The organism is Flavobacterium chungangensis (genome assembly GCF_042654045.1).
In the GTDB taxonomy this organism is placed as follows: Bacteria; Bacteroidota; Bacteroidia; order Flavobacteriales; family Flavobacteriaceae; genus Flavobacterium; species Flavobacterium chungangensis.
Window position 1 is genome coordinate 343,453 of record NZ_JBHSFY010000001.1, and the last position, 20,172, is coordinate 363,624.

At 33.2% G+C, this 20,172-nt stretch carries 14 protein-coding genes; 9 read left to right on the plus strand and 5 right to left on the minus strand.

Going from position 1 to position 20,172, the window contains the following annotated elements; translation table 11 throughout:
• Positions 1 to 230 precede the first annotated feature (230 nt).
• The gene (locus tag ACFO3N_RS01540; protein ID WP_095929615.1) at positions 231 to 1,169 is read left to right on the plus strand and encodes an L-threonine 3-dehydrogenase; all 939 of its coding nucleotides are present in this window, start codon (positions 231 to 233) and stop codon (positions 1,167 to 1,169) included.
• Between the two features lie 176 nt (positions 1,170 to 1,345).
• Positions 1,346 to 2,542, plus strand: coding sequence for a DUF418 domain-containing protein (locus ACFO3N_RS01545; RefSeq protein ID WP_379794947.1), 1,197 nt, complete (start codon positions 1,346 to 1,348; stop codon positions 2,540 to 2,542).
• An 86-nt stretch (positions 2,543 to 2,628) separates the two neighbouring features.
• Here the strand turns inward: ACFO3N_RS01545 and ACFO3N_RS01550 are convergent, their stop codons facing one another.
• Both ACFO3N_RS01550 and ACFO3N_RS01555 read right to left on the minus strand, forming a co-directional pair.
• Positions 2,629 to 4,509 (minus strand): M1 family metallopeptidase, encoded by a 1,881-nt coding sequence (locus ACFO3N_RS01550; protein WP_379794948.1) that lies wholly within the window; start codon positions 4,507 to 4,509, stop codon positions 2,629 to 2,631.
• Positions 4,510 to 4,573: 64 nt separating this feature from the next.
• Positions 4,574 to 6,211 carry a S8 family peptidase gene (locus ACFO3N_RS01555; RefSeq protein ID WP_379794949.1) on the minus strand — a complete coding sequence of 546 codons (1,638 nt, stop codon included), beginning with the start codon at positions 6,209 to 6,211 and terminating at the stop codon, positions 4,574 to 4,576.
• Positions 6,212 to 6,490: 279 nt separating this feature from the next.
• Here ACFO3N_RS01555 and ACFO3N_RS01560 point away from each other — a divergent pair, with 279 nt between their 5' ends.
• Together ACFO3N_RS01560 and ACFO3N_RS01565 are read left to right on the plus strand one after the other, a co-directional pair.
• Positions 6,491 to 11,119: a T9SS type A sorting domain-containing protein gene (locus ACFO3N_RS01560; protein ID WP_379794950.1), complete on the plus strand. Its 4,629-nt coding sequence runs from the start codon at positions 6,491 to 6,493 to the stop codon at positions 11,117 to 11,119.
• A gap of 2 nt (positions 11,120 to 11,121) precedes the next feature.
• Positions 11,122 to 11,823 carry a glycoside hydrolase family 78 protein gene (locus tag ACFO3N_RS01565; RefSeq protein WP_379794951.1) on the plus strand — a complete coding sequence of 234 codons (702 nt, stop codon included), beginning with the start codon at positions 11,122 to 11,124 and terminating at the stop codon, positions 11,821 to 11,823.
• A gap of 85 nt (positions 11,824 to 11,908) precedes the next feature.
• Here the strand turns inward: ACFO3N_RS01565 and ACFO3N_RS01570 are convergent, their stop codons facing one another.
• Together ACFO3N_RS01570 and ACFO3N_RS01575 are read right to left on the minus strand one after the other, a co-directional pair.
• The gene (locus tag ACFO3N_RS01570; protein WP_379794952.1) at positions 11,909 to 12,766 is read right to left on the minus strand and encodes an MBL fold metallo-hydrolase; all 858 of its coding nucleotides are present in this window, start codon (positions 12,764 to 12,766) and stop codon (positions 11,909 to 11,911) included.
• A 78-nt stretch (positions 12,767 to 12,844) separates the two neighbouring features.
• The gene (locus ACFO3N_RS01575) at positions 12,845 to 13,759 is read right to left on the minus strand and encodes a hypothetical protein (protein WP_379794953.1); all 915 of its coding nucleotides are present in this window, start codon (positions 13,757 to 13,759) and stop codon (positions 12,845 to 12,847) included.
• Positions 13,760 to 14,078: 319 nt separating this feature from the next.
• Here ACFO3N_RS01575 and ACFO3N_RS01580 point away from each other — a divergent pair, with 319 nt between their 5' ends.
• The 5 genes from ACFO3N_RS01580 (at position 14,079) to sufD (ending at position 18,581) form a co-directional block, all read left to right on the plus strand.
• On the plus strand, positions 14,079 to 14,408 hold the full coding sequence (locus ACFO3N_RS01580; protein WP_068841559.1) for a HesB/IscA family protein: 330 nt from the start codon (positions 14,079 to 14,081) through the stop codon (positions 14,406 to 14,408).
• An 87-nt stretch (positions 14,409 to 14,495) separates the two neighbouring features.
• Positions 14,496 to 15,944, plus strand: a complete 1,449-nt coding sequence (gene sufB, locus ACFO3N_RS01585) for a Fe-S cluster assembly protein SufB (RefSeq protein ID WP_111286338.1) — start codon at positions 14,496 to 14,498, stop codon at positions 15,942 to 15,944.
• A 7-nt stretch (positions 15,945 to 15,951) separates the two neighbouring features.
• Positions 15,952 to 16,440 carry a flavodoxin family protein gene (locus tag ACFO3N_RS01590; protein WP_379794954.1) on the plus strand — a complete coding sequence of 163 codons (489 nt, stop codon included), beginning with the start codon at positions 15,952 to 15,954 and terminating at the stop codon, positions 16,438 to 16,440.
• 11 nt (positions 16,441 to 16,451) lie between these two features.
• Positions 16,452 to 17,198: a Fe-S cluster assembly ATPase SufC gene (sufC, locus tag ACFO3N_RS01595; RefSeq protein WP_008466070.1), complete on the plus strand. Its 747-nt coding sequence runs from the start codon at positions 16,452 to 16,454 to the stop codon at positions 17,196 to 17,198.
• A 66-nt stretch (positions 17,199 to 17,264) separates the two neighbouring features.
• Complete coding sequence (gene sufD / locus ACFO3N_RS01600) at positions 17,265 to 18,581, plus strand: Fe-S cluster assembly protein SufD (RefSeq protein WP_379794955.1); 1,317 nt, start codon at positions 17,265 to 17,267, stop codon at positions 18,579 to 18,581.
• Positions 18,582 to 18,687: 106 nt separating this feature from the next.
• Here sufD and ACFO3N_RS01605 read toward each other — a convergent pair whose 3' ends face one another.
• The gene (locus ACFO3N_RS01605) at positions 18,688 to 20,037 is read right to left on the minus strand and encodes a serine hydrolase domain-containing protein (RefSeq protein ID WP_379794956.1); all 1,350 of its coding nucleotides are present in this window, start codon (positions 20,035 to 20,037) and stop codon (positions 18,688 to 18,690) included.
• Between the last annotated feature and the right edge of the window lie 135 nt (positions 20,038 to 20,172).

The following is a 20,172-nucleotide window of genomic DNA, read 5'->3' on the forward strand; positions in this document are numbered from 1 at the left end:
TTTCGTCTTTTTATCCTTATCAGAAAATCAATTTTAAAAAAAATAATTTGATTATTATATCAATAAAATAGCGCTTTTTCACGGGGTTCTTAAAAAGGCACAAAGACACACTCTTAAAAGAGAATAATATAACAAACAAACTTTTAAATTATTGAATTTATAATTTATTCTTCAAAAAAGCGCAAGTAATTGCGAAAACGTTATATTTGTGTCTCTAAAATCATCATGAAATGAATCCTAAAATATTGATCATTGGCGCCTGCGGTCAGATTGGAACAGAACTGACGCAAAAACTGCGCAAAATATACGGAACCGAGAATGTTATCGCTTCTGATATTCGAAAATTAAATACTGATGTTGTTAATTCGGGACCTTTTGAAGTGGTCAATGCTTTAGATTTTAATCAGATCGAACATTTGGTAGAAGTGCATAAAATTACAGATGTCTATCTTATGGCGGCACTTTTATCGGCAACTGCTGAAAAAAATCCAGCTTTTGCTTGGGATTTGAATATGAATTCACTTTTTCATGTTTTAAATTTAGCTAAAGCCAAAAAGATTCAGAAAATTTTCTGGCCGTCGAGTATTGCAGTTTTTGGACCAACAACTCCAAAAGAAAATACGCCTCAATATACCGTAATGGAACCTTCTACAGTTTACGGAATTAGTAAACAGGCAGGTGAAAGATGGTGCGAATACTACCATAATATTTATGGTGTAGATGTTCGCAGTATTCGTTATCCAGGCTTAATCAGCTGGTCTACTCCTCCAGGCGGCGGAACTACAGATTATGCCGTTGATATATTCTACAAAGCGATTGCCGATAAAAAATACGAGTGCTTTTTGTCTTCTGAAACCAAAATGCCAATGATGTATATGGATGATGCAATCGATGCGACGATTAATATTATGAAAGCGCCAGCTGAAGAAATCAAAATACATTCTTCATACAATTTGGCTGCTATGAGTTTTACTCCAACTGAAATTGCTGCTGAAATCAAAAAACATATTCCTGAATTTGAAATCACATATAATCCAGATTTCCGTCAGAAAATTGCAGACAGCTGGCCGGCAAGTATCGACGATGCTGAAGCAAGGAAAGATTGGGGATGGAATCATAAATTTGATTTGGAAACTATGACTAAAGATATGCTGGAGCATTTAGCATAATCTGAAACGATAAAATTTTAAAGCGCGTTATTCTAAAAAATAACGCGCTTTTTTGTACATTTTTATTTGTAAGAAAAAATATTGATTGTATAATTTATGTACTTTTGATTGCGTTTGAACAATAATCAAGTTTATTCCAAAATCATCAATCAAATCACAACAAAAACATCAATCAAATGACAAATTCTTATCATCCTGTCGAGCAAGGCAAAAGAACTGCAATTGTTGACATCCTTCGGGGCTGGGCTATATTAGGTGTAGCCATAGGCAATTATCTGGATTTTCTATACATCGGTATAGAAAAAGAGCTTAAGCATAGTGCTTTCTCTGAAACTCTTCAATTTATTAATCGCTATTTATTTGCGGCAAAATCTTGGACATTACTAACTCTTTTATTTGGCTACGGATTTGCAATTTTGATTAACAATGTTGCTTCTAAAGGAAAAAATCCTGTCGCTTTTTTTGCGTGGCGAATGTTTTTGCTATTTATTTTAGCCTTTATTAATTCTGCTTTTTGGCTTGGCGACATTTTAAAAGATTATGCTTTTTTAGGACTTGTACTATTGCTTTTCTACAGATGTTCTGCCAAAACTTTAGCCATTATTTCTGCTGTAATTATACTTACAGTTCCTTTTGTAATGGCTTATGTAAATGGTTTAAAAATTGAACATCCTGAAATTGCAACAAATCCCGAATATTTAAAACTGTATCATTCTGGAAACTGGATTGAATTTTTCAGATTTAATCTGCTTGCGTCATTCTACGAACAAATTATAATTCCAGGCTACGCCATTACTGCTCATTATGTAATGTTGGGTTGTATGCTTTTTGGGTTTATGCTTCAAAAACTAAACTTCTTCAATCGCTTAACAGAATTAAAGAGACTTTTAAAATCTGTCTGCATCATTAGTTTGGCTGTTGCTGTACTTATCGGGATTGGATTTAATATTGCTATAATATACAAAGCTCCGTTATTAAAATTCTTTCACCCACTTTACTGGTTAGTGTTAAGTACAATGCTTTTTATCTCGACTGGAATCTGTCTTTTATACGTCAATGGCAAATTAAAAACGGTTTTCAGCTATTTTAGCGCAGGCGGAAAAATGACGCTAACCAATTATATGAGCCAAAATATATTGGCTGGTATTATTTTCTCTGGAATTGGATTCGGAATTGCAGATTCAATGCCGTATTGGTTTTACTTTTTATTGGCTGTTTTTATTTTTATCATTCAATTGTTTATTAGTAAATGGTGGCTTTCAAAATACAATTATGGCCCAATTGAATGGCTATGGAGATCTGCAAGTTATAGAGAATGGGTTCCTTTTAAAAAAGCACAACCAGAGGTTGCTGCTGATATAAAAATGGTCTAAAAATTAGAAACTTGGAATAAGCTTGATTAAAAAGAAAAGCCCTTAAAACTAAATTTAAGGGCTTTTTTATATCTTAAAAGAGACGTTTACTTCACTTCAAAAACATTGTTTGCTTGTTTTACATCAGCCATTAATCCGCTTGGATCGATAGTGATTTTTTTGATTGACGTTTTGTTTTTGTCTATTGTAAAACTATAGTTTTGCTGTGCCCAAGCCCAGTCTTCTAGAACTGTTCTTTTCTCGTTCGGGTTTGGATTTGGTTTAATGAAATTCATCATTCTTAATGGAATGTAGAATGTTTCAGATGTTCCGTCTGTGTAATCTACTTTCAAATCGATTGGCATTGGCATTCTTCCAATTCTTTCTAAAGAAACGGTTGTTTTTCCTGCATTGTCAGCAACGTCTTTAATTCCGTAATCGATCGTATTTGTAGTTTGTGTCCAATCAATCAAATACCAATCTAACTCAGCTCCAGAAACTCTTTCAGCTGTTCTTTTGATGTCGTTTGGAGTTGGGTGTTTGAATTTAAAATCGTTGAAATATCTTTTTAAAGTTGCATCAACATTCTCTTTTCCGATTATATATTCTAATTGAGAAAGGAAAAGACTTCCTTTAATATAAGAAGAAATACTATACGGACGGTTTTCATCGTAACGATCTCCGTGCGTAGTCTGTGGCTGTTCTTTTCCAGAATTTACTAAACTGTAATAGGCTTTATAATTTCCTACAAAAGGATTTGCTTCTTTTTTGTCTCCTTTTAATTCATTTAAAGCACTGTCTTCAATGTAAGTTGTAAAACCTTCGTCCATCCAAGGGTGTTTTGACTCGTTTGAAGCTAAAATGTGCTGGAACCAAGAGTGTCCTAATTCGTGGGTAGCTGTTCCTAGAATTCCTTCAAGTGTTCCGTTTCCTAGCATTAAAGTACACATTGCATACTCCATTCCACCGTCTCCACCTTGAATAAATGAGTATTGCTTGTACGGATACGCTCCAACTCTCTGGTTGTAATATTCCATTACTTTAACCATTAACGGCTCTAACTGTTTCCAGTTTGCAGTTGTTTTTTCGTTGTTTTTGTAGAAGAAATGCAAATCTACATCGTTTGGTCCTTTTACAATATCGTGCGTATATTCTTTATCGGCAGCCCATGTAAAATCGTGAACATTTGGTGCAATAAAATGCCAAGTCAATGTTTTTGCTTTTTTAGGATAAGTAACCGTTACACCAGCATCTTGATAACCATGTCCGATAGAATTTTTGTCCTGCAAATATCCAGAACCACCAATTGTGTACTCTTTATCGATTGTAATTTTTACATCAAAATTACCCCAAACACCGTGAAATTCTCTTGCAATGTATGGATCAGCGTGCCATCCTTCAAAATCAAATTCGGCCAATTTTGGATACCATTGCGACATAGAAAGTTCTACTCCTTCAGAATTGTTTCTTCCAGAACGACGAATCTGAACTGGAACTTGTCCGTCAAAATCTAGAGTGAAAGTCGTTTTAGAATTTGGTAAAATTGGTTTCGCCAAAGTTACTTCTAAGATCGTTCCAGAAACTCTTGTTTGAGCAACAGCACCGTCTTGTTTGAAGTTTGTAATTTTTAAATAACCAGCTTCATTTGGTTTTAAAGTCTCAATACGGCTTTGTTTTACTTCTTTTCCGTCAGCTTGTTTTACTTTGCTTACCATTCTTCCGTCTGGATCTTTAATAAAATGAAGACGTGCATCCATTTCGCTTCCTGGTTGAAAAGCGTTTGGATATAAATGATAAAATACTTTTTTTAAAGTATCAGAAGAATTATTGGTATAAACCAATTCTTGTTTTCCTTTGTACTGATAGTTTTTTACATCCATAGAAACCTCCATTTTATAGTCAGCGTGCTGCTGCCAATATGGGGCGCTTTGTGCAAAAGCCGAGTTAAAACCTAAGCTTAGGAAAGAAAGTAAAATAATTTTTCGCATGTTTATATGTAATAGAAAATGGAAGAGCGTTAGCCCTTCCATTGGATTAATCGTTTATTATTGTTTATTTTTTAGACATCTTTTCAGCCATTAATAACGCATTATAAGCATTTACCATCTTAGCCGTTTTTGATGATTCTGCAGAAGAAACCGCAACTGGTTTTTCATCTGGATTCTCACTTTCGCCTAAAACAACCATTGAAGGAAGCGCTACTCCAGAGTCCATTAAAATCTTTTTAACTTGAGCTGCTTTCAATTTTGGATAGTACGAACGAATTAATGCTGCAACACCTGCTGCATTTGGAGACGCCATTGAAGTTCCTTGCAAGTATTTGTATTTGTTGTTTGGCACTGTTGCATAAATTTCTTCACCTGGAGCAAAAACGTCTACGTTTATTTTTCCGAAGTTTGAAAATGGAGCAACAACATTTTCTCCGTACGATTTATTAATCGCTCCAATTGTAATTACATTATCTGCAAATTCTTTTATGTTGTCTTTAGAATCATTTGGATAATTGATGTTTTTTTCCTCATCGATATTGTAACCGTCATTACCTGCGGCATGCACAATTAAAACGTCTTTTTTGGCTGCATATTTAATTGCATCATAAACCCATTCTTTCTGTGGAGAGAAGCTTTTCCCAAAACTTCCATTGATTACTTTAGCGCCATTGTCTACCGCATAACGAATTGCCAAAGCAATATCTTTATCGTATTCGTCTCCATCTGGAACGGCTCTAACCGTCAAAATTTCAACATTTGGAGAAGCAACTCCGTCTCCGCCTAAATTATTGCCACGAATTTGTGCAATAATTCCAGCTACGTGAGTTCCGTGAAGCGCTTTTTCTTTATCTGGACCAAAAACCACATTATTTCCATAATGAGCATCTTTAATATCTTCTGGATTATCGCCTACGATTTTTCTTCCGTCATAATCTTTGTTCAAGTTGTACTCTAACTGATCGTAAACTTGATCTTTATATTCTCCAAAATCAGCTTCTGGATCAAAAGTAGGTCCAGCGTTTGTGAAAATCTGAGTCATAATTGCTTTACTTCTTGACACTTTTGGATCTGTAGAAGTTACAGCACTTAAATCTTCAATTTTGTATGTTGTCTTGTTAAGCTCTTTTTTTATTGTATTGTGAACCTCAAGTAAAAAATCTACTTGTTCTTTATCTTTAAGAGCTTTATTGTATTTCTCTGTGTATTGCGCTAAAGCTGCTTTATATTCTGGAGAACCGTCATCGGCTTTTTTTACGATACGTGTCATTTCTAGATTCTCGTGAACAGCATTTCCTAGAAAATTCCATCCGTGAACGTCATCTATAAATCCGTTTTTATCGTCATCGATTCCGTTTCCTGGAATTTCTTTTTTATTCGTCCAAATCATTCCTTGAAGATCTTCGTGCTCGATATCGACACCAGAATCTACAATTCCTACGATTACTTTCTGTCCTTTTTTACCTTGCAGTAATTCAGTCAAAGCTCTGTCTACACTCATTCCCGGAATAGAATCTTTTATCAAATCAAGATGACTCCATCTCTTCAATTCATTTTCGCTAACTGGTGCTTTTTTTACTACTGCTAAAGGAGCCACAATTGGCTGTTTTGGCACTGAAGTTTGTGCTTGTAAAGTGGCATTACAACCTGCTAAAACAAGTAATGCAAACGCAGATAATTTAAGTGGTTTTATATGACTCATATATCTATAAATAATTGTAAAGTTAAAAGATGGGTCTAAATTATGCTTTTTTGTTACAAAAAACTAACTGTTAACACTGTGTTATGAAATTAGGAATATTTTTTTTTCAAAATACAATCAAATTACTACACAAAAAACTGTAAGAAAAATATATTCTAAATAAACAAATCGTTTTTATAACTGTAAAAAAACAACAAATAATATATTGTTTACGGGTTCACGTAAATATTATCAGTTAAAAAGACGTACCATTGCGCGACCTAATTCTAAACATATTCTATGAAGACAAAACTACTCTTGTTGCTGTTTTTGGCAAGTTTTTTTAATTATGCGCAAAACACAAAAATTCCAGATCTTAATTTTGAGAAATTCTTAATTAATGAAAAATACGATTCTGGAGTTCCTGATGGGCAAGTTTTAACTGCAAATATTGCTGCCATAAAAACATTAAATGTCAGTGGATTAAATATTAGCGATTTAACTGGTATTCAAGACTTCAAAGCATTAACTCAGTTAATTTGTTCTTTTAATAATTTAACTTCTCTTGATGTTTCTCAAAATACGGCTCTTTTAACTTTAAATTGTTTTTCTAATAAAATAACAAGTTTAAATATTTCAACAAATACGTTATTAGATAATTTAAATTGTGCTAGTAATTTGCTAACTGTTTTAGACATATCGGCAATTCGCAATGTAAGAACATTAAACTGTTACGACAATAAGCTTAAAGTTTTAGATCTTAAAAACAATACTAATCTAAGTAGCCTTAACTGTTCTGCAAATGATTTTACAAATGGACTAACTCTTTTTAAGAATACTTATTTGACATTTTTAAACTGTAACTTCAGCAATTTAACTTCGCTAGATCTTTCAGAAAATAAATCTTTACAGTCATTAAATTGTCAGGGAAATAGTTTGAAAGCATTGGATCTTTCAAAAAATACTGCACTTACATTTGTAGACTGCAGTTCAAATCAATTAAAAAGTTTAAATTTAAAAAATGGAAAAAACACCATTTTAACGACCACTTCTACTTTTAAAAACAATCCAAATTTAAGCTGTATTCAGGTTGACAATGACGTTACTGCAACGGCAAACTGGGGAAATCTAAAAGATGCTGCCGCTACTTATAGCACTAATTGCAGTATAGAAATTCCATATACGTCTATTCCAGATATTAATTTTGAGAATAAATTAATTGCTCTTGGCTTTGACTCTGGAGCTCCAGATGGAAGGGTTCCAACTGCAAATATTAACAAAATAACATTCTTAAACGTTTCTTCTAGTTCTATTGCGGATCTTACAGGAATTCAGGATTTTGTTTCTCTGACAGTACTTTGGGCATCACAAAACAAACTAACTAAATTAGATGTTTCAAACAATCTTTTTTTGGAATCGTTAAGTTGCGAGTCTAACAAAACACTTGAAACTTTAAATGTTTCGAAAAACCTTTCTTTAACTCAGCTTTGGTGCTATGGCAATAAAATAACAAATTTAGATGTTACAAAACTGCCTAAATTAGCTACTTTGTATTGCGACAGTAACCCTTTGACAAGTATTGATCTTTCTGGCAATCCAAAATTGGGAAGTTTACGTATTAGTGATACTGATATTACCTCTTTAGATTTGAGCAAAAACCCTGCTTTGACTTATTTATACGGCAGAAACAACAGACAATTATCTCAAATAAACTTGAAAAACGGAAACAATAAGATCTTACCAGAGAACGCTCTTATTATATACGACAACTATATTTTAACTTGTATTCTTGTTGATGATGTTGACTATGCAAATGCAAATTGGGCAAAAAGTAAAGACGCTAGTGTTGATTATTCATTGGTTTGCACAGAACCCGAATATACACTTATTCCTGACATTGAATTTGAAAAAAAATTAGTTAATAATGGTGTTGATTTTGCTTTAGACGGAAGAGCATTAACAAGAAAACTTGCGGCTCGTGAATATTTATATCTAGACGATGCTCCAATTACCGATCTTACTGGACTAGAAGCTTTTACTAATCTAAAAACCATAAATTGCAGCAAAATTAAGGTAAGTAATTTTAATTTTTCAAAAAACACAAAGCTAACAACTATAAATTGTTATAGTAACAATATAACATCTATCGATTTATCTCAAAATTTAGCTCTGACAGATGTAAATCTATCAAACAATAGTTTAACGGAGATTAATGTTTCAAAAAACACGGCTTTAAAAAATTTAAACGTGTACCAAAATAAAATTACAGCGATAGATGTGTCAAACAATAAAGATCTAATTAGCTTATCAATTAGCAATAACCCATTAGGTAAAATTGATGTTTCAGGAAATCCGCAATTAACTTATTTGGGGTGTACAGATAATTCACTTACAACTTTGGATGTAACTCATAATCCGTTGCTAAAAGGACTTGATTTTGAGCGTAATAAAATAACTGATATTGACGTAACTAAAAACCCTGAATTAGAATCTCTAAACACAAGCCAAAATCCTTTAAAGGCATTAAATGTAACCAAAAACACAAAATTAATAGCTTTGCAATGTTATGGCAGCAGTTATGTCTCTAATGGCGGCGGCGGAAGCGGCTCAATTAAATCATTAGATCTTTCTAATAATACTTTATTGAGTACTTTAAATTGTGGCGCTAATCAATTGACCAGTCTTGATCTTACTTCTAATATTCAACTTCAATATTTTAGAGGTTATGGTAATGCTTTTACCGATTTAGATCTGACAAAGAATACTAATTTAGTTGAATTACATGTTGGTGACAATAAACTGAAAACGGTAAATCTTAAAAATGGAAACAACACAAAATTAACTAAAGTTAATTTTCAAGGGAATAAAAATCTAAGCTGTATCCAAGTAGATAATGTTGAATATTCTAATACTAATTGGGCTACTAATAAAGATGCAACTGCAACATTTAATGTCGATTGCGCTTATTCAACATTAATCCCAGATGAAAAATTTGAACAAAAATTAATTGATTTAGGTATTGATACCGATGGAAAGAATGGAAAAGTTCTTACTGCAAACATTTCTACATTAACATCGTTGGACGTTTCATCTGCAGAAATTACTGATTTAACTGGTATCGAAGATTTTAGAAGCTTGGAGTCATTGTCTGCCGACCAAAATAAACTAACCAAAATAAACGTGTCTAAAAACCAAAAATTAGTTAGTTTAAACGTGTCTAAAAATGAAATAACAAAGCTAGATGTAAAAAACAATATCAAACTTGAAAGCATTTATTGCAACAATAACCTCCTTGCTACTTTAGACCTTTCAAAGAATGTATACTTAAAAACTATATATTGTTCTGACAACAAACTGATTTCATTAAATTTAAAAAATGGAAACAATGTTGCTTCTGATCCTGTTGGGCTTAAAAACTTCACAAATAATCCTAACTTAAAATGTATTCAGGTAGATGATGAAACTTATGCGAATACAAAATGGACTAATTTCAAGGATGCAACTGCAAGTTACAGTTCAAATTGTGAATATTCAACAGCAATTCCTGATCCGAAATTCGAAGACAAATTAATCGCTCTTGGAATTGATTCTGGCGAAAAAGATGGTAAAGTAGCTACCGCTAACATAACTGAAATTACTAGTTTGGATGTAAGCAGTTCTCAAATTACAGACTTAACTGGAATTCAGGATTTTGCTTCGTTAAAGAGCTTAAACGTAAAATCTAATACTCTAAAGACTTTAGATGTTTCTAAAAATACAGAGTTAACAAGTTTAGATTGCTCTTTTAATACATTGACAAGTTTAAGTATTTCAGAAAACAAATCTTTGAGAAGTTTAACTTGTTATTATAACGCATTAACCAGTTTAGATATTTCTAATAATATCGTTTTATACAATTTAGATTGCAGCGGTAATAAAATTGAGTCATTAGAGCTTTCTAAAAACAAAGAATTAATTTATTTAAATGTTAATAATAACCAGATAAAAAACTTAGATATTAGCAAAAATCCTTTAGTTAGTTCTATTCTTTGTTACAATAATAAACTTCAAACTTTAAACCTGCAAAATGGCGCAAATAAATTACTAACAAGTAATAACGTATCCTTTTCGGGCAATTTGAGCTTGTATTGTATACTTGTTGATGATGTGGCGTATGCCAATAGTACTTGGCCTACGAAAAAAGATGCTATAGCAACTTTTAACACAGAATGTACAGGAGAAATAAATTTACCTGCAAACAACTTTGCTGTAGAAACTAAAGGAGAATCTTGTCTTGGTGAAAATAACGGAGAAATCAGTATTGTTGGAAAAGCTTCTTTTGCTTACAGCGCAACGATTAACAACAAGTCTTACACGTTTACAAACAATGCTTTAAAACTTACAGCATTAACTCCAGGAACTTACAATATCAAGATTACAATTCCTGAAATGATTTATGAACAAAATTTTAATGTAACTATTCAAAAAGGTGCAACTGCTACAGGAAAATCTAGCATAAGCGCTAAGAATGTAGAAGTTGAAATTACTGAAGGAACGGCTCCTTTTACTGTATTTGTTAATGGTACAGAACAATTTCAGACAACAGATACAAACTTCACAGTTTCTATGCAAACAGCCGGATTAGTTGAAGTCGCAACGGCAAAAGCTTGTGAAGGTATTTTTGCTAAAAAAGTTTCTTCTTACGAATTGGGGACAATACTTGCCGCTTATCCGAATCCAACTAATGGAATTATTGAAATCGAAATTCCAAGCAGTAAAACTGAAGTTGCAATTGAACTATACAATTTTGGAGGCCAATTAGTTTCAAACGGAACTTATTCTATTGAAAACGGAAAAGCTCTTTTAAATCTTGAAAAATTACCTTCAGGAATTTATGCTGCTAAAGTCAATCTAGAAACTCCAGAATACATTAAAATTATAAAAAAATAAAGATGAAGAATTCTATATACCTTTCAATAATCTGTTTAGTATTTGCTGCTTGCGGAAGCGGAGGCGGAGACGACCCTGTTACTCCACCAGTAGTCAATACGGCTCCAACAGTTCCCGTATTAACACTTCCTGCTGATAATAAATTATGTTTAGACAACAATGTTTCTTTTCAGTGGAACGCTTCAACCGATGAGCAAAAAGACGCGATTGTCTATCAAATTCAAATTGCAAAAGATAATGCATTCAGTCAAATCGTAAGTACACTAGACAATTCGTCTCTTTCTACAAGTGCTTTAGCATTAGAAAAAAACACGGCATATTACTGGAGAGTAAAAGCGACAGATGCCAAAGGATTGTCAAGCGCTTATTCGTTAACATTTAAATTTTACACTGCTGGAACAGCTGTTGTGAATCATTTGCCTTTTTCTCCAGAATTGATTGCTCCTGTTTTAAATGGAAACATCGGTACATCATCTGCAAATTTAAGCTGGAATGCTTTCGATGTTGACACTGCAGATGTTTTAACTTATGATGTCTATTTTGGAACTGCAAATCCGCCAACTGCAAAAGTAGGTGACAATATAACTTCAAAAGCATTTGAGGTTGCCCTTCAACCAACTACGCAGTATTACTGGAGAGTGGTTGTAAAAGACAATAAAGGCGGTGAATCCGTAGGCCAGGTTTGGAAATTCAAAACCAACTAAACTTCATAATTACAATTAGTTAAAACCAAAAAATCCCATTTTCATTCAGTTGAAAATGGGATTTTTTATATCTAATTTATTTCAATTAAAGAATTTCTTCGCAAGTAAAAACATCTTTTAATCGAACACCTTTTTCGGTATGTTCCACAGTTATAATCTGATTGTGAGCGTCGTGTTCTAAAAATAAATAATGATTCTTATCTGCTGCCAAATTCAAGAATTTCGATTTCTCAGGCATTGTCAGCAAAGGTCTTGTATCGTATCCCATAACATACGGAAGCGGAATATGACCCGCTGTAGCTAACAAATCGGCACAAAAAACAATCGTTTTATCTTGGTATTTAATGTACGGAATCATTTGTTTTTCAGTATGACCGTCAACATAATAAATATCAAAGTCAAGTTCTTTTGAAAAGCCAAAATCAGATTCTGGTCTTTCAATAAAATTCAATTGCCCGCTTTCTTGCATTGGAAGTATATTTTCAGACAAGAATGAAGCTTTTTCTCTAGCGTTGGGTTTTGTCGCCCATTCCCAATGATTTTTATTGGTCCAGAATTTAGCATTTTTAAAAGCCGGCTCGTAACCCGTTTTATTGGCATTCCATTGTACGCTTCCCCCGCAATGATCAAAGTGAAGATGCGTCATAAAAACGTCGGTAATATCATCTCTATTGAAACCATATTTTGCCAGAGATTTATCTAAAGAATGCGATCCCCAAAGCGAATAATACCCGAAGAATTTTTCTGATTGTTTATCGCCCATTCCCGTGTCGATCAAAATAAGACGATTTCCGTCTTCAATCAACAAACAGCGAGCCGCAATATCGATAAGGTTATTGGCATCGGCAGGATTTGTTTTATTCCAAATGGTTTTAGGAACAACGCCAAACATTGCGCCGCCATCTAACTTAAAATTTCCAGATTCTATTGGGTAAAGTTTCATGAGAATGATTTTCTAAAAGAACAAAGCTAGAAAATTCAAACTCCTTTTGCTAAAATTTAAAGCTAAAAAACTTTTAGATTATTCTAATGTAATCGAAGTGCTTCCCATTATTTCCTGCTTATCAAAATAATTCACAAAATAAGTCCCTTTCTTAAACCCATCTGCATTTAAAACTCCGTAAGCATTAAGAGATTTACCTTGAAAATCAGTGCTGACAATAAAACTATAAACCAGTGCTTTATCATTTCCAAATTCAATCAATTTGTTATCTCCTAAAACCGTATTTTTTTGATCCAAAACTTGAACATAAAAAACTCTTTTTCCTGTCTTTGCAACGGCATTTCCGTTCACGGTAAAACTAATTTTAAGTTTCTTTGTGCTCTTTGCTTTTGTCGTTTCTAGTTCTGCTCCAGAATTTTTTTCACGAAGCGCAATTGCTTTAAAATTGCTTAAATAAAGTTTTGAAGCATCTTTTAAAGTCGATTCCAATTTCACTTGTTTCGAAATCAAAGTGTCATTTTCTGCCTTTTGTTTATACATGACAACATTCTGAATTTCTATTTCGGTCAATAAATTTTTATTCTGAGATTTTAGTTTTTTTATCTCTACGACCTTACTGTCCAATGAAGATTTTAGCCCCGAAAGCTGATTTCGGTAAATTCTAATTTGGTCTGCCGACGGATTTTGCGAAACTTTTATAATTTCCATTAAATTTTCGACATTCTTGCGTTCCAGTTCCAATTCTTTAGACAGAGCTGTATTTTCCTGAATGACCAGATCGTATGCTGCTTTCAGTGTACTTAATGAATCTAAAATGTTTTCCTGTTCTGTTCTTTCATTATTAAACACTAAAGCTTTATCGCTTTCCGCTTTAACTTCTTCCTTAATTTTATCAGATTCACTGCTAAAAACCAATACTGCAGCACCTAATCCAAAAACAAAAATTACTGCCAATAAGGGTTTTAGCCACTTATTTTTGTGTTGTTTTTTCATAATTACTCACAATTTTCTGCAAAAGTACCGAATAAATAATGGCTATAATCAGTAGAAATACTTGTTTTTTAACATTTAGGAGCGATATTTGCAGCACGATTCAAAAAACAATTCCTTTTCGAATTTTGATTTCGATTTTGTCAAAATAAGTATTATCTATTTTCACATTTGTTATAATAATGTGAACCGTTATGGAAAAAGGTTTTTAAGTCGTATCTTTGCAGATAATTTCTATTTAACATTGAAAATTAGCGTTTTAAATCTGTAATAAATTCATTACAGACAAAAAATGTTCATTAAAAACAAACATCTAAGAACAATGATAAAAGTTTCTGATACTGCCAAAAAGAAAATCATCGACCTGATGACGGATGATGGTTTTGACGCCGCAAGCGACTACGTAAGAGTAGGCGTGAAAAGTGGTGGATGCTCTGGTTTGTCTTACGATTTAAAATTTGACAAAACCAAAGGAGATGACGACAAAATATTCGTTGACAACGACATACAAATTGCTGTAGAAAAAAAATCATTCCTTTATTTAGCTGGGACAATTTTAGAATTCTCTGGCGGATTAAACGGAAAAGGATTTGTTTTCAACAATCCGAATGCAAGCAGAACTTGCGGATGCGGAGAATCATTCTCTCTTTAGTCAAAAGCGGAAAGCTGTAAAGATCATTAAAGACTTCAATTGACTTTCGAACTTTAGACTTTAAAACATTAGACAATAACAAAAATAATGAGCAAATACACCGAAGACGATTTAAAGATCGAACTGGAAACTAAAGAATATGAGTACGGATTTTATACTAATATAGAATCTGAGACTTTCCCTATTGGCTTAAACGAAGAAATTGTAAGAGCTATTTCTCTTAAAAAAGAAGAACCTGAATGGATGACCGAATGGCGCATTGAGGCTTTCCGTGCATGGAAAGAAATGATCGAGCCAGAATGGGCAAACGTTCGTTACGAAAAGCCAGATTTTCAAGCCATTTCATATTATTCAGCTCCAAAACAAGTAGACCCTAATAAAACTTTGGACGATGTTGATCCGGAATTATTAGAGATGTACAAAAAATTGGGAATTTCTGTTGATGAACAAAAAATGATGAACAATGTCGCAATGGATATTGTAGTCGATTCTGTTTCTGTAGCTACGACTTTCAAGAAAACTTTAGCAGAAAAAGGAATTATTTTCTGTCCAATTTCGGAAGCTATAAAAGAACATCCAGAATTAGTAAAAAAATATCTAGGTACCGTTGTTCCTCAAAAAGACAACTTCTACGCAGCGCTAAACTCAGCTGTTTTCTCTGACGGAAGTTTCTGTTATATTCCAAAAGGCGTAAAATGCCCAATGGAACTTTCAACGTATTTCAGAATCAATCAAGCAGGAACTGGACAATTCGAAAGAACTCTAGTTATTGCTGACGAAGGAAGTTATGTTTCTTATCTTGAAGGATGTACTGCTCCAAGTCGTGATGAAAATCAATTACACGCTGCTGTGGTTGAATTGATCGCTTTGGATGATGCTGAAATTAAATATTCTACTGTTCAAAACTGGTTCCCTGGAAACAAAGAAGGAAAAGGTGGGGTTTACAACTTCGTAACCAAAAGAGGTTTATGCGAAACAAACGCTAAAATTTCTTGGACACAAGTTGAAACAGGTTCTGCTGTAACTTGGAAATATCCTTCTTGTGTACTTAAAGGAGACAACTCAGTAGGAGAATTTTATTCTATTGCTGTTACCAATAATTTCCAACAAGCTGATACTGGAACAAAAATGATCCATTTAGGAAAAAATACTAAATCGACTATTATTTCTAAAGGTATTTCGGCTGGAAAATCACAAAATAGCTACCGTGGTTTAGTGCAGATTTCTCCAAGAGCAGAGAATGCAAGAAACTTTTCTCAATGTGACTCATTGTTAATGGGTAACAATTGTGGTGCGCATACTTTCCCATATATCGAAAGTAAAAATCCATCTGCAAAAATTGAGCACGAAGCAACTACGAGTAAAATTGGAGAAGATCAAGTTTTCTATTGTAACCAAAGAGGTATTCCGACTGAGAAAGCGATTGCCTTAATTGTAAACGGTTTCAGTAAAGATGTTTTGAACAAACTTCCAATGGAATTTGCTGTTGAAGCTCAAAAATTATTAGAGATTTCTTTAGAAGGATCTGTAGGTTAATTTGAAGATGCAAAATAAAAAAGTCATCATTTTAGGTTCTTCTAGAAAAAACGGAAACACAACAAAAATTGTGGATGAAATTTCGAAAGAACATAACATTGATGTAGTTAATTTAAGTGATTATAATATTTCTTATTATGATTACGAAAGCAAAAATATAGGCGATGATTTTTTACCTCTGATAAGAGGAATTATCGAAAAGTACGATACTTTAATTTTTGCAACGCCCATTTATTGGTATAATATGAGCGGAATAATGAAGGTCTTTTTCGACAGGATTTCAGATTTAATCCGAATTGAAAAAGAAACTGGAAGAAAACTAAGAGGAAAGAAAATTGGAGTGATATCAAATTCTCACGATGATGAAACTGACGAAAGTTTTTATATTCCGTTTCAAAAATCAGCCGATTATTTAGGCATGGAATATTTAGGACACACGCATTTTAATGCCGACACCCTAAACCAACAAACAAAAATAGAATTGACATTTATATAAAATAAAAAACAATGTTATCAATAAAAAACCTTCACGCCGCGATTGGTGATAAAGAAATTCTTAAAGGAATTAATATAGAAGTTAAAGCTGGAGAAGTTCACGCTATCATGGGACCAAACGGTTCTGGAAAAAGTACACTTTCTGCTGTTATTGCAGGAAACGAAAATTATGAAGTTACAGATGGAGAGGTTATCCTTGACGGAGAAGATCTTGCTGATTTAGCTCCTGAAGAGAGAGCACATAAAGGTGTTTTCCTTTCTTTTCAATATCCTGTAGAAATTCCTGGGGTTAGCGTTACTAACTTCATGAAAACTGCAATCAACGAAACTCGTAAAGCAAACGGACAGGAAGAAATGCCTGCAAACGAAATGCTAAAAGTAATTCGTGAGAAATCTGAATTGTTAGAAATTGATCGTAAATTCTTATCTCGTTCTTTAAACGAAGGTTTTTCTGGAGGAGAGAAAAAAAGAAATGAGATCTTCCAAATGGCAATGTTAGAGCCAAAATTAGCTATCCTTGATGAAACCGATTCTGGTCTTGATATCGATGCTTTAAGAATTGTGGCTAATGGTGTAAACAAATTAAAAAGTGATAAAAACGCAATTATCGTTATTACACACTACCAACGTTTGTTAGATTATATCGTTCCTGATTTCGTTCACGTTCTTTACAACGGAAGAATTGTAAAATCTGGCGGAAAAGAATTAGCATACGAATTAGAAGAAAAAGGATACGACTGGATCAAAGCAGAAAACTAGTTTACAGTTACAGTTTACAGTTTGCAAAAACTCATAACTCATAACTCATAACTTACAACTAAAGAAATGGATTTAAAAGAAAAATTAGTATCGTCTTTTATGGCTTTTGAAGAGCGTGTCGATGTACATTCAGATTTACATGACATACGCACAAATGCTTTAAAAAACTTCGAAAATAAAGGTTTCCCAACCAAAAAAGAAGAAGCTTGGAAATATACATCGCTAAATGCCATCTTAAAAAATGACTTTACGGTTTTTCCAAAACAGGAAAATGCAATCGAATTCAATCAAGTTAAAAAATACTTTTTACACGAAATTGATACTTACAAATTAGTATTTATCGATGGCGTTTTCAGTTCGCATTTGTCTTCAACAACACATGACGGAATCGATGTTTGCTTGATGTCATCGGCATTGACCAAACCAAAATATAAAATGGTTATTGATACTTACTTTAATCAAATTGCAAATAAAGACGACAGCTTGACTTCATTGAATACAGCTTTTGCAATTGAGGGTGCTTTTATCAATATTCCAAAGAAAAAAGTGACTGATAAACCAATTGAGATTATGTATTTCTCAACTGGAAATGAAGCGGCTTTAATGGTTCAGCCAAGAAATTTGGTTATTGTAGGCGAAAATTCACATGTTCAGATTATTGAGCGTCACCAAAGTTTGAATGAAAATCCAGTTTTAACAAACTCTGTTACGGAGATTTTTGCTCAAAAACGTGCAATTGTTGATTATTACAAAATTCAAAACGACAACAGCGAAGCGAATTTAATTGACAACACTTACGTTTCTCAACAACAAGAAAGTCATGCTTATGTTCATACTTTCTCTTTTGGTGGAAATTTAACTCGTAACAACTTAAACTTTTATCACTTTGGTGAAAGATTGACAAGTACGTTAAACGGAATTTCAATCTTAAATGACAAACAGCACGTTGACCATTATACTTTGGTAAACCACGCACAGCCAAACTGCGAAAGTTTCCAAGATTATAAAGGAATTTTCTCTGATCGTTCTACTGGAGTTTTCAACGGAAAAGTTTTAGTAGAAAAAGAAGCTCAAAAGACAAACGCTTTCCAAAAAAGCAATAATATTTTATTGAGTGACAAAGCAACTATCAACGCAAAACCGCAATTAGAGATTTTTGCTGATGACGTAAAATGTTCTCACGGTTGTACAGTTGGACAATTGGATGAAACAGCAATGTTCTACATGCAATCACGCGGAATCCCTAAAAAAGAAGCAAAAGCTTTATTGATGTACGCATTCTCAAATGCTGTTATCGAAAGCATTAAAATACCAGAATTAAAACAAAGAATTACTAAAATCATTGCCATGAAATTGGGCGTGAATTTAGGATTTGATTTGTAGTCAGGTTTTACCGCAAAGACACAAAGGTTACGCAAAGTTCGCAAAGGTTTATTACAAAACTTTGCGAACTTTGGGCTTTTATCCTTGCGCTCTTTGCGGTTAAATCTTATTTTTTTACTGAAGAAATTATATCTTTCAAAAACCCATTAAAGTCAAAACTTTTATCACCTTCTCTTACTCCCATTCTCACAATAACCATATCCAAAGACGGAATAATCGCCACCATTTGACCTTGATAACCACTGCAATAAAACATATCTCTAGGAACATCCGGGAATTTTCCTCCAGCGTTTAACCAAAATTGTGCTCCGTATTTTCCTTCTGAAGTATTGGTTGGAGTTGACGTATATTTTACCCAGCTTTCATCCAAAATCTGTTCACCGTTCCAGTTTCCTTTGTGCAGATATAATAATCCAAATTTTGACCAATCTCTTGGCGTTGCCCATCCGTAAGATGAGCCTACGAAAGTTCCTGACATATCTTGTTCGACAATCATCGAGTTCATTCCGATTTTATCAATTACGGCGCTGTACCAAAAATCAAGATATTCTTGTTGTGTTTTGAATTGTCTTCTTAAAATCAGAGATAATAAATTGGTTGTTCCTGATGAATAATTCCAATGTGTATTGGGTTTAAATTGTGCTGGTTTATCCAATTGTACTTTTCCCATATCTTCGGCCTGAAAAAGCATTTTTGTAGCATCACAGATTGTACTGTAATTTTCTTCCCATTCTAAACCAGAATTCATGTGAAGCAAATCATTAAGTGTGATGTTTTTACGCTCATCATTTTTCCATTCTGTAACTGGAGCAGGCTTGTAAATATCTATTTTTCCTTGTTTAGCCAAAACGCCAAAAGCCGAACTTGTAATGCTTTTTGTCATTGACCAGCCTAAAATTTTACTGTCTTTATTAAAACCTGTATCGTATTTTTCGGCAATCAACTTATCTTTATACAAAACCACAACAGCGCGAGTTCTTTTGATTTTTCCACCTGTTTTGTCAAAAGCATTATCGACAGCTTTTTTCAATTTCGAATAATCTATATCAGAAAATGCAGTATCTTTTGGCTCATTATTTCCATATGGAAATGGTAGATTGTTTTCTAATTTTGTTCTTTTTGGAAGCAGATATGGTTTTGAAACATCAAAATTATCATTAATCAAAACTGCACCTAAACCTTCACGATAAATTGCTTTTCTTTCCTTTAAACCATAAATATTTGAAGTGGCAAATTTCCCAGCTTCATCAATTGAATTTTTCGCCAAATCAATCATATCGATATCATTGTCGGTTTTTTCAATTAAATCCAACGGACGATTATCTATAAAATGTCCAGATGCGACACTTTTGGCCGAGAAGCCTGAAATCAAATCAAGCTTTGGATAAGTTGTAAATCCGAAATACAAAAAAGCAAGAACCACTGCAAGCAAAAGTACTTTGAGAAATTTTTTCATGATGATTAGATATTTTTACTGCAATATAAATAATTTATGTTCAAGATTTTAAGCATCAAATTAGAAAACCGTTTCAGATAATTCAGAAAACTGATTTGATTTTTACGGAATCAGCATTTACGCCCTAAATCAATG